General features: G+C 54.3%; 11 protein-coding genes and 1 pseudogene. 8 read left to right on the top strand and 4 right to left on the bottom strand.

Annotation, left to right across the window (positions count from 1 at the left end):
* Positions 1-19: 19 nt before the first annotated feature.
* On the bottom strand, positions 20-397 hold the full coding sequence (locus tag DBY90_RS01695; protein ID WP_070492775.1) for a hypothetical protein: 378 nt from the start codon (positions 395-397) through the stop codon (positions 20-22).
* A gap of 173 nt (positions 398-570) precedes the next feature.
* On the opposite strand from DBY90_RS01695, the gene ybeY reads away from it, so the two are divergent.
* Both ybeY and DBY90_RS01685 read left to right on the top strand, forming a co-directional pair.
* Complete coding sequence (gene ybeY / locus DBY90_RS01690; RefSeq protein ID WP_003779150.1) at positions 571-1,086, top strand: rRNA maturation RNase YbeY; 516 nt, start codon at positions 571-573, stop codon at positions 1,084-1,086.
* Position 1,087: 1 nt separating this feature from the next.
* Positions 1,088-1,912 (top strand): HlyC/CorC family transporter, encoded by an 825-nt coding sequence (locus DBY90_RS01685; protein WP_070492774.1) that lies wholly within the window; start codon positions 1,088-1,090, stop codon positions 1,910-1,912.
* Positions 1,913-2,012: 100 nt separating this feature from the next.
* On the opposite strand, the gene DBY90_RS01680 is transcribed toward DBY90_RS01685, so the two are convergent.
* On the bottom strand, positions 2,013-2,810 hold the full coding sequence (locus tag DBY90_RS01680) for a DsbC family protein (RefSeq protein ID WP_070492773.1): 798 nt from the start codon (positions 2,808-2,810) through the stop codon (positions 2,013-2,015).
* 138 nt (positions 2,811-2,948) lie between these two features.
* Between DBY90_RS01680 and DBY90_RS01675 the strand changes: the two genes are divergently transcribed.
* The 6 genes and pseudogenes from DBY90_RS01675 to DBY90_RS01650 all read left to right on the top strand — a co-directional run.
* Positions 2,949-5,117, top strand: a complete 2,169-nt coding sequence (locus tag DBY90_RS01675) for a primosomal protein N' (RefSeq protein ID WP_070492772.1) — start codon at positions 2,949-2,951, stop codon at positions 5,115-5,117.
* 108 nt (positions 5,118-5,225) lie between these two features.
* Positions 5,226-5,858, top strand: a complete 633-nt coding sequence (nth, locus tag DBY90_RS01670) for an endonuclease III (RefSeq protein WP_019269879.1) — start codon at positions 5,226-5,228, stop codon at positions 5,856-5,858.
* 221 nt (positions 5,859-6,079) lie between these two features.
* Positions 6,080-7,582: a DegQ family serine endoprotease gene (locus DBY90_RS01665; protein ID WP_411713443.1), complete on the top strand. Its 1,503-nt coding sequence runs from the start codon at positions 6,080-6,082 to the stop codon at positions 7,580-7,582.
* A gap of 195 nt (positions 7,583-7,777) precedes the next feature.
* Positions 7,778-9,298, top strand: a complete 1,521-nt coding sequence (locus DBY90_RS01660) for a Na+/H+ antiporter NhaC family protein (RefSeq protein WP_070492770.1) — start codon at positions 7,778-7,780, stop codon at positions 9,296-9,298.
* 68 nt (positions 9,299-9,366) lie between these two features.
* Entirely contained in the window at positions 9,367-10,455 is a 1,089-nt protein-coding gene (gene nagZ / locus DBY90_RS01655; protein ID WP_070492769.1) for a beta-N-acetylhexosaminidase, read from the top strand.
* Positions 10,456-10,669: 214 nt separating this feature from the next.
* A pseudogene (locus DBY90_RS01650) lies at positions 10,670-11,673 on the top strand (IS5 family transposase); the annotation flags it as partial.
* A 229-nt stretch (positions 11,674-11,902) separates the two neighbouring features.
* Here DBY90_RS01650 and DBY90_RS01640 read toward each other — a convergent pair.
* Both DBY90_RS01640 and carB read right to left on the bottom strand, forming a co-directional pair.
* The gene (locus DBY90_RS01640; RefSeq protein ID WP_107986441.1) at positions 11,903-13,462 is read right to left on the bottom strand and encodes a TerC family protein; all 1,560 of its coding nucleotides are present in this window, start codon (positions 13,460-13,462) and stop codon (positions 11,903-11,905) included.
* Between the two features lie 252 nt (positions 13,463-13,714).
* Positions 13,715-16,930, bottom strand: a complete 3,216-nt coding sequence (gene carB, locus DBY90_RS01630; RefSeq protein WP_107986437.1) for a carbamoyl-phosphate synthase large subunit — start codon at positions 16,928-16,930, stop codon at positions 13,715-13,717.

Raw genomic sequence — 16,930 nt, 5'->3', positions numbered from 1 at the left:
AGGCGGGAAGTTCGACAGTCTAACACAAACTTTCTACGGTAACTGCCTGACTGTACTTGCCCAAGGGACCGAATCCGTTGCCTTGGTTTTGTTCTTTGGTCAGCACTTTTCCCTGAATGCAGACATTGTTTAGGGTAACGTTATATGAGCCGGAACTCAGGCGGTTCTTTTCTACTTGGTCCATCAGGCTTTCGCCGCCGTTGATGAAATAGGTTTTCCCGTCGGCGATAAATTCAGCCTGTTCGAGCGAATAAAGGACTGTTCCTGTCATTTTGACCATATCGCCGCTGTTTTTTTCTGCCGTCGTTTCCGTCGGTTGGGCAGTCGACGTTTCGATTTTGTTTTGCGGGGAGCAGGCTGTCAGGGCAATCAGTATGGGGAAAAGAAATTTGTTCATTTGCAATTACCGTGGTTGATAAAGGTATTTCGCTGCGAAGCTGTAGGAGAAGCCGTTAAACTATATCTGTTGCAACGAAATAAATTATAATGTGTACTGGCATGATGGTAGTGCATACTGCCGTAAAATAAAACTTATTCTCTAAAAACATTTTAAACCAATAGCCTTACAGCATGAAGCGCGCCAAAAAATATCCCTTCTTATCGTTGCAGCGGCAACGTTTCTGCCTGAATTTTGAAAACGCCTCAACCGCCGCCGACCTTCCGAGCGAACGCGATTTCTACCGCTGGGCATGGGCGGCGTTGAAAAACGAATACCGCCGCGCCGACATCAGCCTGATTCTGCTGGACGAAGAAGAAGCCCGCGCCTACAACCGCGATTACCGCAGCAAAGACTACGCCACCAATGTGTTGAGTTTTGCCTTGAACGAAGGCGAAATCCTGCCCGATCAGTTTTCAGACGAGCTTTGCGGCGATTTGATCATCTGCCCGCAAGTCGTATTGAAAGAAGCTGCCGAGCAGGGCAAAACCGCCGAGCAGCACTTTGCCCACCTGACCATGCACGGCACATTGCACCTGATGGGCTACGACCACATCGAAGAGACCGAGGCCGAAGAAATGGAGGCGCTCGAAATCCGCCTGATGCAGGCAGCAGGTTATCCCAACCCCTACCAAGAGGACGAATACTGAAATGGACGACACCCGGTCGAAACCGACATTTTTCGAACGTTTGATTTCCCGACTTGCCGGCGAACCCGATTCCGCCGAAGACGTACTCAGCCTGCTGCGGCAGGCACACGAACAGGAAGTATTTGACGCGGATACACTTTTGCGGCTGGAAAAAGTCCTCGACTTTGCCGAGTTGGAAGTGCGCGATGCCATGATTACCCGCAGCCACATGAACGTTTTGAAAGAAAACGACAGCATCGAGCGCATCACTGCCTACGTCATCGAAACCGCCCATTCCCGTTTCCCCGTCATCGGTGAAGACAAAGACGAAGTCCTCGGCATCCTGCACGCCAAAGACCTGCTCAAATACATGTTCAATCCCGAGCAGTTCAACCTCAAATCCATCCTTCGTCCTGCCGTTTTCGTACCCGAAGGCAAATCGCTGAACGCGCTTTTGAAAGAATTCCGCGAGCAGCGCAACCACATGGCGATTGTTATCGACGAATACGGCGGTACATCGGGTTTGGTAACCTTTGAAGACATCATCGAACAAATCGTCGGTGACATTGAAGACGAATTTGATGAAGACGAAAGTGCGGACAACATCCACGCCGTTTCCACCGAACGCTGGCGTATCAATGCCGTAACTGAAATCGAAGACATCAACGCCTTTTTCGGTACGGATTACAGCAGCGAAGAAGCCGACAGCATCGGTGGGCTGGTCATTCAGGAATTGGGACACTTGCCCGTGCGAGGCGAAAAAGTCGTGATCGGCGGCTTGCAGTTCACCGTCGCCCGCGCCGACAACCGCCGGTTGCATACGCTGATGGCGACTAAGGTCAAATAACGGGATTCGTCCGATAAACAATCCGATAATCAAAGACAAAGGTCGTCTGAAAACCTTATGTAGAGGTTTTCAGACGACCTTTGTCGTAGGGGAAGCAACCTTATTTCTGGTTTTTCTCGATAATTTCTTTTAGATGTGGCATGGGGCTGTATCCGCTTTGGCTGCGGCCGTTCGGGAAAACGAGGGTCGGCGTGCCGTTGAAGCCGAATTGTTCGCCCAGAGAAGTGGTCTCGGCAACGGGGTTGTCGCAATTGGTTTTACCGCTCGGGAATTTGCCTTTGCGCATCCAGTCGGTCCATGCTTGGGTTGGGTTGGGCTGACACCACAAAATTTCGGCTTTACGCGCGGCATCGGGGTGCAGGCTTGGAATCGGCATCATGAAGTTGTAAATCGTGATGTCGGTCATTTTTTCAAACTCGTGTTCCAAGCGTTTGCAGTACGGGCAGTCGGGGTCGGAGAAGACGGCGACTTTCAGGCTGCCGTTGCCACGCACTTCTTTGATGGCTTTGTCGAAAGGCAGGGTGGCGAAGTCGATTTTGTTCAAATCGGCGGCGCGTTCGTCGGTCAGGCTTTTGCGCGTGTTGACGTCGATGAGGTCGCCGACGAACATATAGTCGCCTTTGGCATCGGTGTAAATGATTTGTTTGCCGCTGACAACGACTTCATAAATGCCTTGAATGGGGGTTTCGCTGACGCTGATGACTTTCAGCCCTTGGGATTCATAAATTTTCTCGAGGCGGGCTTTCAAGGCTTCACCGACTTTGCCTTGTGCGGGTGTGGCGGGCTTGGAAGCGGATGAAGAGGGCGCTGCATTTGCCTGTGAAACGGGCGTTTGCCCGCATGCGGTCAGAGAGATCAGAGCGATGGGGGCTAAGATTTTGATTAATTTGGTTTTCATTTTTAAGTATAAGCGTGTGTCAAGAAAACCGCATTGTATCAAACCTCTGTCATGCCTGCATTGTATTGAGGCTCAATTTATCGTCTGAAAATAGCTTTCGGCTGTTAAAATACGCAAAAAAATGATTTGCTTGCCTGTATGATCTACCACCGCATCGCTGTAAACGTGCCGCTTTCAGACGGCCTTTTGACTTATTCCCATTCCGAGCCGCTGCCGCTGGGCGCGCGGGTGCTTGTGCCTTTCCGCAACAAGACCGTGGTCGGGATTGTGTGGGAAACGGATATTGCTCCGGATATGGATGCGGCGCGGATTTTGGGCGTTCAGACGACCTTTTCGGACGAGCCGCCGCTGCCCGAAAGCTGGCGTGATTTGCTCTCGTTTACGTCGCGTTATTACCACTATCCGACGGGGCAGGCGGTGTTTGCCGCGCTGCCGCAGGGTTTGAAGGAAACGCGCGCGGTGGAAATGCCGCAGCCGCCGTTGTTTTACGCGCTGAACGAAGCGGGCAGGGCGCAAACGCCGCCGCCGGCGCGGTTCAACAAAAAAGCGGCTTTGTGGGACGCGCTGCTGTCGGGCGGGATGACGATGGCGGCGTTGAAGCAGGTGAACGCACAGGCGGCGAAATTAATCGAAGATTGGGCGGAGCAGGGCTGGATTGAAACGACGGAAGCGGCAAAGCCTGTATTGAGGTCGTCTGAATTTCAGCTCAACGCCGACCAGCAGCAGGCTTCCGATGAAATTCAGACGACCTTCGGCAGCTTCCAGCCGTTTCTGCTGTACGGCATTACCGGCAGCGGTAAGACCGAGGTGTATTTCGATGCGATGGCGAAAGTGTTGGCGCAGGGGCGGCAGGTGTTGTTTCTGTTGCCCGAAATCAACCTCACGCCGCAGCTTTTGAAGCGGGTGGAAAACCGTTTTGCCGACGTGCCGACCGCCGTGTTGCACAGCCAGATGGCGGCAGGCAGGCGCACGCAGGATTATTTGCGCGCGATGTTGGGGCAGGCGAAGCTGGTGATCGGCACGCGGCTGGCGGTGTTTACGCCTTTGCCTGATGTCGGTTTGATTGTAGTCGATGAGGAACACGACGGCTCGTTCAAACAAGACAACGAATTGCGCTACCATGCCCGCGATTTGGCGGTGTGGCGGGCGAAGCAGAGCGGCTGTCCCGTCGTGTTGGGCAGCGCCACGCCCAGCTTGGAGAGCTGGCACAAGGCGCAAAGCGGCGCGTACCGCCTGCTGCAACTGACCGAGCGCGCCCATGCCGCCGCGCAACTGCCGCAAGTGGACATCCTCAACGTAGGTCGTCTGAAACTCGACAACGGCTTCTCGCCGCAAGCCTTGCAGCTTTTGAAACAGAATTTTGAAGCAGGCGGCATGTCGCTGGTGTACCTCAACCGGCGCGGCTTTGCGCCCGCATTATTTTGCGGCGACTGCGGCCATACCTTCGGCTGTCCGAACTGCTCCGCCAAAATGGTGTTGCACCAACGTGCCCGCCAACTGCGCTGCCACCACTGCGACCACCGCGAACCCATCCCGTTCAAATGCCCCGACTGCGGTAACCAAGACCTGACCGCCGTCGGACATGGCACGCAGCGCGTCGAAGAAACCCTGCGCGCCTTCCTGCCCAAGGCAGCCGTCGTCCGCGTCGACAGGGACAGCACCGCGCACAAAAACGACTGGGCGGATTTGTACCGCCGCATCGCCGACAACGAAATCGACATTCTGGTCGGCACGCAGATGCTCGCCAAAGGCCATGATTTCGCGCGGCTCAACCTCGTTATCGTATTGAACGCCGACGGCAGCCTGTACAGCGCGGACTTTCGTGCGCCGGAAAGGCTGTTTGCCGAGCTGATGCAGGTGTCCGGCAGGGCGGGGCGCGCCGACAAACCCGGCAAGGTGTTGATACAGACCCAACTGCCCGAACATCCCGTCTTCACCGCCGTCAAAGCGCAGGACTACGCCGTGTTTGCCGAAAACGAATTGAACGAACGGCAAATGTTCGCCATGCCGCCCTTCGGTTTTCAGACCGCCATCCGTGCCGACGCGCCGCGCGTTGCCGATGCGATGGAATTTCTCAACGCCGCCAAAGAAACCCTCGTCCCGCTTTTGCCCGAAAGCGTCTCCCAGTTCGGCGCCGCCCCCATGCTGATGGTGCGCCTCGCCGAACGCGAACGCGCGCAAATCTTCCTCGAATCCCCATCCCGACATGATTTGCACCGCGCCGTGAGTTTGTGGGTGCAGGTGTTGCAGCAAAACCGCGACGGCAAAATCAGATGGTCGGTGGATGTGGACGTGCAGGAAGCGTAAACGGAACGTGAAAAGGTCGTCTGAAAAAGCATTTGGCGTTTTCAGACGACCTTTTGCGATATAATCGGGCAAACGATAAAGACACACACAAATCCTACCCATATCCCCATGAACAAACAGATCCGCCAAGAAATTTTCGAGCGTTTCCGCGCTGCCAATCCCCATCCGACTACCGAGCTTCATTTCAATTCACCCTTCGAGCTTTTGATTGCCGTTTTGCTGTCGGCGCAGGCGACTGATGTGGGCGTGAACAAGGCGACGGCGAAGCTGTTTCCGGTTGCCAATACGCCGCAGGCGATGCTGGATTTGGGTTTGGACGGTGTGATGGAATATACGAAAACCATCGGGCTTTATAAAACCAAGTCCAAACACATCATGCAGACTTGCCGTATCCTGCTGGAAAAATACAACGGCGAAGTGCCGGAAGACCGCGAGGCTTTGGAATCGTTGCCGGGCGTGGGGCGCAAGACGGCGAACGTGGTGTTGAACACGGCGTTCGGTCATCCTGTCATGGCGGTCGATACGCATATTTTTAGAGTCTCCAACCGTACTAAAATCGCGCCGGGCAAGGATGTGCGCGAGGTGGAAGACAAGCTGATGCGTTTCGTGCCGAAAGAGTTTTTGATGGATGCGCATCATTGGCTGATTCTGCACGGACGCTACACCTGCAAGGCGCAGAAGCCGCAATGCGGGAAATGTATGATTAATGATTTATGCGAGTATGGCGCGAAGTTGATGTAAACGTTGATAAATTGTAAACAATCAACAAAACAACCTTCCCATTAGGTTAAAATTTCTGACGGCATTTTTTTATTTAAAATGAAATGCTTGAAAAAATACGGGCAAAAGGTAAAATTCGACCTCATCGGGTTGGAAAACGATAAAAGTTTCAGACGACCCCGGTTTTTAAGATGCAAGAACACAATCCGTTATTCGGAAAAGGAAACGCGGTGCGCGAAAAAATGAAAAAATACAGATACTTTGCTTTGGTAACAGCTTCTGCGCTGGCTTTGGGCGGCTGCGACAAAATCAGCAGCTTTTTCGGCGGCGACAGTAAAAGCGAAGAATTCGTACAGAGAATCGAACCCTCCAAAAATGACGGCAGCGTCGGTATGCTGCTGCCCGATTTCGCACAATTGGTGCAAAACGAAGGTCAGGCGGTGGTCAATATCCAAGCGTCCCCCGCCGGCCGTGCCGCAGGCAGCGGGCAGTCTGAAGAGCAGGGCATGGACTTGAGCCAGTTTCCGGACAACGACCCGTTTTACGAGTTTTTCAAACGCCTGGTCCCGAATATGCCCGATATGCCGGAAGACGAATCTGCCGACGATGATTTGAATTTCGGCTCCGGCTTCATCATCAGCAAAGACGGCTATATCCTGACCAATGCCCACGTTGTCGCCGGCATGGGCAATATCAAAGTCCTGCTCAACGACAAACGCGAATACACCGCCAAGCTGATCGGTTCGGATACGCAGTCTGATGTCGCGCTGTTGAAAATTGACGCGTCGGAAGAGTTGCCCGTCGTCAAAATCGGCAATCCGAAAGATTTGAAACCGGGCGAATGGGTTGCCGCCATCGGTGCGCCGTTCGGCTTCGATAACAGCGTTACTTCAGGCATCGTGTCCGCCAAAGGCCGCAGTCTGCCGAACGAAAGCTACACGCCTTTCATCCAAACCGACGTTGCCATTAATCCGGGCAACTCGGGCGGTCCGCTGTTTAACCTGAAAGGTCAGGTAGTCGGCATCAACTCCCAAATTTACAGCCGCAGTGGCGGATTTATGGGCATTTCCTTTGCGATTCCGATTGATGTGGCGATGAACGTTGCCGAGCAGTTGAAAACCAGCGGTAAGGTTCAGCGCGGTCAATTGGGCGTGATTATTCAGGAAGTTTCTTACGATCTGGCAAAATCGTTCGGCTTGGACAAAGCCAGCGGCGCGTTGATTGCCAAAGTGATGCCGAATAGCCCCGCAATGCAGGCAGGATTGCAAGTGGGCGACATCGTCCGCAGCGTCAACGGCGAAGAAGTGCGCGTGTCCAGCGATTTGCCGGTCATGGTCGGCTCGATACTGCCGGGCAAAGAAGTTACGCTGGAAGTATGGCGTAAAGGCGAGAAAATCAATGTGAAAGTCAAACTCGGCAGCATGGCGGAGCAGAACGAAACTTCTTCACGCGCTACCGAGCAGCCGCAGCATGCAAATCCGGCGGACGGCTTTACCGTCGACAATACGGGACTGACTCTGCGCGTCGATGAAGGCGCAGGCAAAAGCCGCCTGATTGTTTCCCGCGTCAGCGGCGCGGCGGAACGTGCCGGACTCAAACGCGGCGACGAAATCCTCGCCGTCAGCCAAATCAGCGTCAACGACGAATCAAGCTTCCGCAGCGCGTTGGCAGGTGCGGGCAAAAACGTGCCGCTGCTGGTTCAGCGCGACGGCAATACGCTTTTCCTTGCCTTAACCCTGCAATAAGACGCAACGCAAACGCCATTCAATGATAGAATACCCGCCATCCTTAGGTAGCGGGTATTTTGCAATTTTGACAACGGATTGATTTGTTTAAGTTTTGATTGTTTACTCTTTAGGATGTTTGTCAACAATCATATCCAATACAAAGGTCGTCTGAAAACGTTCCGCTCCGATTGACTTCCTATTATAAAAAATATTATGCAACTGATTGATTATTCGAATTCGTTTTTAGCCGTCGTGCCGCCGTTTTTGGCGTTGGCACTTGCCGTCATTACCCGCCGCGTACTCTTGTCTTTGGGCATCGGTATTTTGGTCGGCGTTGCCTTTTTGGTCGGTGGCAGCCCGATTGACGGACTGACACACCTGAAAGACATGGTGGTCGGGCTGACCTGGGTAGACGGCGATTGGTCTTTGGGAAAACCTAAAATTCTGATTTTCTTATTGTTGCTCGGTATTTTTACTTCGCTGCTGACTTTTTCAGGCAGCAATCAGGCATTTGCCAACTGGGCGAAGCAACACATCAAAGGACGGCGCGGCGCAAAAATGCTGACTGCCTGTCTTGTGTTTGTTACCTTCATCGACGACTATTTCCACAGTCTCGCCGTCGGCGCAATTGCCCGCCCCGTTACCGACAAATTCAAAGTTTCCCGCGCCAAACTCGCGTATATCCTTGATTCTACCGCTGCGCCCATGTGTGTACTGATGCCGGTTTCAAGCTGGGGCGCTTCGATTATCGCCACACTGGCGGGTTTACTCGTGACCCACCACATCACTGGATACACGCCGATGGGTACGTTCGTCGCCATGAGCCTGATGAACTATTACGCCTTGTTTGCCCTGCTGATGGTGTTTATTGTTGCATGGTTCTCCTTCGATATTGGCTCGATGGCGCACTTTGAAAGAGCGGCGTTGCAGGAAGTTCACGACGAAACTGCCGTTTCAGACGACCCCAAAGGCAGGGTTTACGCGCTGATTATTCCTGTTTTGGTGTTAATCGTATCCACCGTTTCCGCCATGATTTACACAGGCGCGCAGGCAAGCGAAACTTTTACTATTTTGGGCGCGTTTGAAAATACCGATGTGAACACTTCGCTGGTGTTCGGCGGCACTTGCGGCGTACTGACCGTCATCCTCTGCACGCTCGGCACCATCAAAGCCTCCGACTATCCGAAAGCCATCATTCAAGGCATGGCTTCGATGTTCGGCGCGATTACCATCCTGATTCTCGCTTGGCTCATCAGCACCGTCGTCAGCGAAATGCACACCGGCGACTACCTCTCCAAACTGGTCGCAGACAATATCCATCCCGGCTTCCTGCCCGTCATCCTCTTCCTGCTCGCCAGCGTAATGGCGTTTGCCACAGGCACAAGCTGGGGAACGTTCGGCATTATGTTGCCGATTGCCGCTGCGATGGCGGTTAAAGTCGATGCTTCGTTGGTTATCCCGTGTATGTCCGCTGTCATGGCTGGCGCGGTGTGCGGCGACCACTGTTCGCCCATCTCCGACACCACCATCCTGTCTTCCACCGGCGCGCATTGTAACCACATCGACCACGTTACATCGCAACTGCCTTACGCTCTGACCGTCGCAGGTGCGGCAGCGGTAGGCTACCTCGTGTTGGGCATGACCCAATCGGCTTGGCTGGGCTTTTTCGCAACCGGTGTCGTCATGGTCGCCCTCATCTTCATACTGAAAGACAAAAAAGGCAAAGTTGCCTGATGTGTTTTCCCGTTTTCAGACGACCTTAAGTATCAAAGGTCGTCTGAAATATTTTAAGGAACCCAAAAATGAACGCTCCCCATTCTATCCCGCGTGGCCCTGTCATAGCAGACGTTGCCGCCTACTGTCTGACCGAAGAAGAAAAACAACGCCTGCTCGATCCGTCCATCGGCGGCGTCATCCTGTTCCGCCGCAATTTTCAAAACGTCGAGCAGCTCAAAGCCCTGGTTCAAAAAATTAAAGCGCTGCGCACGCCCGAACTCATCATCGCCGTCGATCACGAAGGCGGCAGGGTGCAACGCTTTATTGACGGCTTTACCCGCCTGCCCGCCATGAATACCTTAGGGCAGATTTGGGATACCGAAGGCGAAGCCGCCGCCAAAGAAAAAGCCGAACAGGTCGGCTGGGTATTGGCGACAGAGCTGACCGCCTGCGGCATCGACCTTTCCTTCACGCCCGTCCTAGACCTCGATTGGGGAACATGTCCCGTCATCGGCAACCGCAGTTTCCACCGCAACGCCGACACCGTAACCCAGCTCGCCCTTGCCATGCAAAAGGGTCTGAACCGAGGCGGCATGAAATCCTGCGGCAAACACTTCCCCGGACACGGATTCGTCGAAGGCGACAGCCATTTGGTGCAACCCGAAGACACGCGCAGCCTTGCCGAACTCGAAGCCGCCGACATTATCCCGTTCCGCGCCTTAAGCAATGAAGGCATGGCGGCAGTCATGCCCGCCCACGTCGTTTACCCGCAAATTGATGGCAAGCCCGCCGGTTTCTCCGAAAAATGGCTGAAAAAAATTCTGCGTCAAGACATTAGATTTAAAGGCGTTATCTTTTCAGACGACCTCACCATGGAAGGCGCGGGCGCAGCGGGCGGCATCAAAGAACGCGCAAACGCTTCTTTCACGGCAGGCTGCGACATCGTCCTCGTCTGTAACCGTCCCGACCTCGTCGACGAACTGCGCGACGGCTTCCAAATCCCCGCCAATCCCGATTTGGCAAACCGCTGGCAATACATGGCGAATACACTAGGCAAGGAAGCCGCCCAAGCCGTGATGCAAACCCCCGCGTTCCAAGCCGCCCAAGCCATGACAGCGCAACTTGCCACGCCTAAAGACACCGCAGGCGGCGTGAAAGTCGGCGAAGCGTTTTAAAGGCGTCTGATTTAGAAAGAATGGAAGAAGGTCGTCTGAAAAGCTGAATTTGGCTGTTTCAGACGACCTTTTGTCCGTTTAAAGAATGTGGTAGGTTTGAAATCACACTGATGTGCGCTTTATTGCGTGTTTACCTTTGTTCTGCTATCAAGAGACCTTTGCAAAATTCCCCAAAATCCCCTAAATTCCTACCAAGACATTTAGGGGATTTCTCATGAGTACCTTCTTCCGGCAAACCGCACAAGCCATGATTGCCAAACACATCGACCGCTTCCCACTGTTGAAGTTGGATCAAGTGATTGATTGGCAGCCGATCGAACAGTACCTGAATCGTCAAAGAACCCGTTACCTTCGAGACCACCGCGGCCGTCCCGCCTATCCCCTGTTGTCCATGTTCAAAGCCGTCCTGCTCGGCCAATGGCACAGCCTCTCCGATCCCGAACTCGAACACAGCCTCATCACCCGCATCGATTTCAACCTGTTTTGCCGTTTCGACGAGTTGAGCATCCCCGATTACAGCACCTTATGCCGCTACCGTAACCGGCGGCGCAAGACGATACCCTGTCCGAATTGCTGGAACTGATTAACCGCCAACTGACCGAAAAAGGCTTAAAAGTAGAGAAAGCATCCGCCGCCGTCATTGACGCCACCATTATTCAGACCGCCGGCAGCAAACAGCGTCAGACCATAGAAGTCGATGACGAAGGACAAGTCAGCGGCCAAACCACACCGAGTAAAGATAAAGATGCCCGTTGGACAAAGAAAAACGGTTTATACAAACTCGGTTACAAACAACATACCCGTACCGATGAGGAAGGCTATATCGAGAAACTGCACATTACCCCCGCCAATACCCATGAGTGCAACCACCTGTCGCCTTTGTTGGAAGGGATAGCTGAAGGTACGACCGTCTATGCCGATAAAGGCTATGACAGTAAGGAAAACCGGCAACATCTGGAAGAGCATCAGTTGTTAGACGGCATTATGCGCAAAGCCCACCGCAACCGTCCGCTGACGGAAGACCAAATCAAACGTAACCGCTATTTGTCGAAGGCCCGTTATGTAGTCGAACAAAGCTTCGGTACGCTGCACCGTAAATTCCGCTACGCCCGGGCAGCCTATTTCGGGCTGATTAAAGTGAGCGCACAAAGCCATCTGAAGGCGATGTGTTTAAACCTGTTGAAAGCGGCTAACAGGCTAAGTGCGCCTGTTGCCGCCTTCTTGATAGGCGCGTATCCATCGTCGCAGGTGGGTTCGGGAGATGCCGTAGTGGTCTGCGTACGCTGTTGGCTGCGTATGTGCAGGTAGTGGAGTACGGCTTGGTATTTGAAGTGTAATGTATATTTGCTCATAAAAAAACTGCACCTTGTGAGTCGGAGGGGGTGTCCAACTTTTGGGGTGCAGTTCAGTTTTCAGACGACCTTTTTATTTCACAATGAGGGCTTGATTATCCTTCGTCAGGCAGCTTGGTAATCTGTACCCGCTCAATGCGTTGCCCGTCTTTTTCAACGACTTGGAAACGCCAGCCGTGGAAGTCGGCAAAGTCGCCGACATCGGGAATGCTTTGCAGCTCTTCCATAATCAGTCCGGCGACGGTGTGGAAGTCGGCATCTTCTTCCTGCGGCGGGAGATTCAATTGCGGGGCGAGGTCGACGTATTCAAACGAGCCGTCCACGGTCAGACTTTCATCGGCATTTTCTTGAACGGCAGGTTCTTCTTGGCGTTCAAACTCTTCGGGGAATTCGCCCGCGATGGTTTCCAGCAGGTCTTTCATGGTAACCATGCCCAAAACTGCGCCGAATTCATCGACCACCAAAGCATAATCCGCGCTGCTTTGGCGGAACAGTTCAATCGCACCCAACGCAGTCGTACTGTCCGGCAGGACTAGCGGCTGACGTAGGACGGCTTGGATATTGAGTTCGCCGGTTTCGAGCAGTTGGGCGAGCAGGTCTTTTTTGTTGATGTAGCCCAACGGTTCATCCACTCCGGCTTTACCGACGACAAGCAGGCGGCTGTACGGGGTATTTTGCAGTTGGGCGTGTTGCTCTTCGCGGCTTTGAGAGATGTCCAAACGCTCAATGTCGCGGCGTGGAATCATCACGCCGAGGATGGGACGTTCGGCAAGCGTCAGAACGCTGCGTATCATGGATTTTTCGTTTTCCTCAAAATGCCCGTCGTCCTCTGCTTCGTCGCCCGCTTTGGCAAGCACGCTTTCGCGTATGCCCATCATGCCCAAGACGTTCTCGGCGGTGCGCTTGCGCCACGAGCTGCTGATGTAGTCGTTTTTGCGGCTGTTGCGTTGCGAAACTTGGTTGAACGCTTCAATCAGGATGGAGAAGCCGATAGCGGCGTAGAGGTAGCCTTTGGGGATGTGGAAATGGAAAGCTTCGGCAATAAGGCTGAAACCGATCATCAGCAGGAAACCCAAACAGAGCATGACGACGGTAGGATGCCTGTCCACAAACTCGGTCAGCGGTTTGCTGGCGGAAATCATGACGGTCATGGCAACGGCAACCGCGCCCATGGCGACGACGATGTGATCGACCATCGCAACGGCAGTGATGACGGAATCGATGGAAAATACTGCGTCAAGAATCAGGATTTGAGCAACCACGCTCCAAAACCGCGCGTGTTTCTTCTGACTGTCGGCAACGGCAAACTGGTTATGCCCTTCGAGGCGTTCGTGCAGCTCGGTGGTGGCTTTGTAGAGCAGGAAGATACCGCCCGCGAGCATAATCATGTCTTTGCCGGAAACGTCCAACCCGCTGATGTGGAACAGCGGGCGCGTCAGGGTCATGATGTGTGCCATGAAGCCGAGCATGATGATGCGGATAACGACCGCAAGCCCCAAACCGGTAATACGCGCGCGGTCGCGTTGGGCAGGTTTGACTTTGTTCGCCAAAATAGCGACGAAAACGAGGTTGTCTATCCCCAAGACAACTTCGAGTACCAGAAGCGTGGCAAAGCCTATCCATGTATGCGGCTCTGCCAACCAACTGAAATCCATGATTTTTGTATTCCTTTGTGTTCAAACGCGAAAAGGCAGCCTGAAACGCTCAAGCTGCCTGATTCATATCGATACGCACGAAAAACGGCGGGTGGTCATGCTGCTCTGCTCTGGGTCTTTCATGTGTGCGTATGTCTCAAGTAAAAATAATGTAAATAGTTTAGCAGTTTGGAAGACGGATGGCAAAAGGTCGTCTGAAAGATAAGTCTTATTTTCAGACGACCTTTTGTTTAAGCTAAACCCGATTCAGATTCAGCCTCTGTTTTTCAACCGTCCATGCAACTCCTGCACGCTGTATACGCCCAGATGGTCGCGGCTTTTTGCGCCTTCGCTCATGGCCTCGCCGCCGGCGATGGTGGTGTATTGCGGCACGCGTTGGGTGAGGGAGGTGCGGCGGATGCTGTGGCTGTCGGCGATGGATTGCGCCGAGCTGCTGACGGTGTTGACCACCAGCGCGATTTCGCCGTTTTTAATCGCGTCCACGATATGCGGGCGGCCTTCCTGCACTTTGTTCACCGCTTGTACGATGATGCCGTGCTCTTTCAGGTATTCGGCGGTGCCGCGTGTGGCGCAGACGCCGTAGCCGAGTGCTTGGAAGTTTTGCGCGGTTTTGACGATGAGCGGTTTGTCTTCGTCGCGTACGGCGAGGAAGATTTTGCCGGTCGGATTCAGGCGTTCGCCTGCGCCGAGTTGGGCTTTGTAGTAGGCTTCGCCAAAGCTTGCGCCCACGCCCATCACTTCACCGGTGGAGCGCATTTCGGGGCCGAGGATGGTGTCCACGCCGGGGAATTTGATGAAGGGGAACACGGCTTCTTTAACGGCATAGAAATCGGGGACGACTTCTTTTTCCACGCCTTGCTCTTGCAGGGAAATGCCTGCCATGCAGCGCGCGCCGACTTTGGCGAGCGGTACGCCGGTGGCTTTGGAGACAAAGGGCACGGTACGGCTGGCGCGCGGGTTCACTTCCAACACGAACACCACGCCGTCCTGTACGGCAAACTGTACGTTCATCAGACCGACCACGCCCAGCGCGTAGGCCATGGCTTTGGTTTGGCGGCGGATTTCGTCTTGGATTTCTTCGCTGAGCGAGTAGGGCGGCAGCGAGCAGCCGGAGTCGCCGGAGTGGATGCCCGCCTGTTCGACGTGTTGCATGATGCCGCCGATAACGACGTCTTTGCCGTCTGAAACGCAGTCCACATCGACTTCAATCGCGTTGTTCAGGAAGAAGTCGAGCAACACGGGGCTGTCTTCGGATACCTGCACGGCTTCGCGCATGTATTTTTGCAACTCTTCGGCGGAATGGACGACCTGCATGGCGCGGCCGCCGAGGACGTAAGACGGGCGCACGACCAGCGGATAGCCGATTTCTTCGGCTTTGACAAGCGCTTCTTCTTCATTGTGGGCGATGCGGTTGGGCGGTTGGCGCAGACCTAAGTCGTTCAACACTTTTTGGAAGCGTTCGCGGTCTTCGGCGGCATCGATGCTGTCGGCGGACGTGCCGATGATGTTCACGCCGTTTTCAACCAATGCGTTGGCGAGTTTGAGCGGGGTTTGGCCGCCGTAATGCACAATCACGCCCCACGGGTTTTCGGTGCGGACGATTTCCAACACGTCTTCCAGCGTCAGCGGCTCGAAATACAGGCGGTCGCTGGTGTCGAAGTCGGTGGACACGGTTTCGGGGTTGCAGTTCACCATAATCGTTTCAAAGCCTGATTCGCGCAGGGCGAGCGCGGCGTGAACGCAGCAGTAGTCAAACTCGATGCCTTGACCGATACGGTTCGGGCCGCCGCCGAGAATCATCACTTTCTTACGGTCGGAAGGACGCGCTTCGCATTCTTCTTCGTAGGTGGAATAGAGGTAGGCGGTTTCGGTGGCGAACTCGGCGGCGCAGGTATCGACGCGTTTGTACACAGGATGCAGCTTCAGCGCGTAGCGGTGTTCGCGCACTTCTTTTTCTTTTACGCCCAAAAGCTGCGCGATGCGTTTGTCGGAGAAGCCTTTGCGTTTCAGACGACGTAAGGCGGCGAAATCCAAATCTTGCAGGCAGCCTGCACTGACCTGCTGCTCTTCTTTCACCAAGTTTTCAATTTGCGCCAAGAACCAAGGATCGATGGCGCAGATTTCATGGATTTCTTCCAGCGTGAAGCCCGCGCGGAACGCGTCTGCCACAAACAGCATACGCTCAGGGCCTGGGTTCGCCAGTTCGCGGCGGATTTCCGCTTTGTCGGAGCTTCTCGGATTGAAGCCGCACAAGCCCGTTTCCAAGCCGCGCAGGGCTTTTTGGAAGCTTTCTTGAATGGTACGCCCCATCGCCATTACTTCGCCCACCGATTTCATCTGCGTGGTCAGGCGGTCGTCTGCGGCAGGGAATTTTTCAAACGCGAAACGTGGGATTTTGGTTACCACATAGTCGATGGAAGGCTCAAACGACGCGGGCGTACGGCCGCCGGTAATGTCGTTGCGCAACTCGTCCAGCGTAAAGCCGACAGCCAGCTTCGCCGCCACCTTCGCAATCGGGAAGCCCGTCGCTTTGGAAGCCAGAGCCGACGAACGGCTCACGCGCGGGTTCATCTCAATCACAATCATCTCGCCGTTTTCAGGGTTCACCGCAAACTGCACGTTCGAGCCGCCCGTGTCCACGCCGATTTCGCGCAATACCGCCAACGAGGCGTTGCGCATGATTTGGTATTCCTTGTCCGTCAGCGTTTGCGCCGGCGCAACCGTAATCGAGTCGCCCGTATGCACGCCCATCGGGTCGAAGTTTTCAATCGAGCAGATGATGATGCAGTTGTCCGCCTTATCGCGCACCACTTCCATCTCGTACTCTTTCCAGCCGAGGACGGACTGCTCAATCAGCAGCTCATGGGTGGGCGACGCATCGAAACCGCGTTCGCAAATCGCCAAAAACTCGTCTTTATTGTAGGCAATGCCGCCGCCCGAACCGCCCATGGTGAAAGACGGACGAATCAGCGTCGGGAAGCCGACCTGTTCCTGCGCCGCCAAGGCTTCGTTCATCGTGTGGCAGACAAAGGATTTCGGGCAAGAGAGGCCGATTTTCTCCATCGCTTCCTTAAAGCGGCCGCGGTCTTCCGCTTTGTCGATGGCGTCTTCCGTCGCGCCGATCAGCTCGACATTGTATTTCGCCAGCACGCCGTTGCGCGCCAAATCGAGCGCACAGTTCAGCGCGGTCTGACCGCCCATCGTGGGCAGAATCGCATCAGGCCGCTCCTTGGCGATAATCTTCTCCACCGTCTGCCACATAATTGGCTCGATGTAGGTAACATCCGCCATTTCAGGGTCGGTCATGATCGTGGCGGGGTTGGAATTCACCAGAATGACTTTATAGCCTTCTTCACGCAAAGCCTTGCAGGCCTGTGCGCCCGAATAGTCAAATTCGCAAGCCTGACCGATAACGATAGGGCCGGCGCCGATGATAAGGATGGATTTTAGGTCGGTACGTTTGGGCAT

Source organism: Neisseria mucosa, from assembly GCF_003044445.1.
GTDB classification, from domain to species: Bacteria; Pseudomonadota; Gammaproteobacteria; order Burkholderiales; family Neisseriaceae; genus Neisseria; species Neisseria mucosa_A.
Note: the sequence above shows the minus strand (reverse complement) of the source record. Positions and strands in the feature narration are given on the sequence as shown.

Excerpts from the sequence above, each read along its gene's own strand:
- DBY90_RS01695 (WP_070492775.1), bottom strand. The coding sequence starts at position 397 with ATGAACAAATTTCTTTTCCCCATACTGATTGCCCTGACAGCCTGCTCC.
- ybeY (WP_003779150.1), top strand. The coding sequence starts at position 571 with ATGAAGCGCGCCAAAAAATATCCCTTCTTATCGTTGCAGCGGCAACGT.
- DBY90_RS01685 (WP_070492774.1), top strand. The coding sequence starts at position 1,088 with ATGGACGACACCCGGTCGAAACCGACATTTTTCGAACGTTTGATTTCC.
- DBY90_RS01680 (WP_070492773.1), bottom strand. The coding sequence starts at position 2,810 with ATGAAAACCAAATTAATCAAAATCTTAGCCCCCATCGCTCTGATCTCT.
- DBY90_RS01675 (WP_070492772.1), top strand. The coding sequence starts at position 2,949 with ATGATCTACCACCGCATCGCTGTAAACGTGCCGCTTTCAGACGGCCTT.
- nth (WP_019269879.1), top strand. The coding sequence starts at position 5,226 with ATGAACAAACAGATCCGCCAAGAAATTTTCGAGCGTTTCCGCGCTGCC.
- DBY90_RS01665 (WP_411713443.1), top strand. The coding sequence starts at position 6,080 with ATGAAAAAATACAGATACTTTGCTTTGGTAACAGCTTCTGCGCTGGCT.
- DBY90_RS01660 (WP_070492770.1), top strand. The coding sequence starts at position 7,778 with ATGCAACTGATTGATTATTCGAATTCGTTTTTAGCCGTCGTGCCGCCG.
- nagZ (WP_070492769.1), top strand. The coding sequence starts at position 9,367 with ATGAACGCTCCCCATTCTATCCCGCGTGGCCCTGTCATAGCAGACGTT.
- DBY90_RS01640 (WP_107986441.1), bottom strand. The coding sequence starts at position 13,462 with ATGGATTTCAGTTGGTTGGCAGAGCCGCATACATGGATAGGCTTTGCC.
- carB (WP_107986437.1), bottom strand. The coding sequence starts at position 16,930 with ATGCCCAAACGTACCGACCTAAAATCCATCCTTATCATCGGCGCCGGC.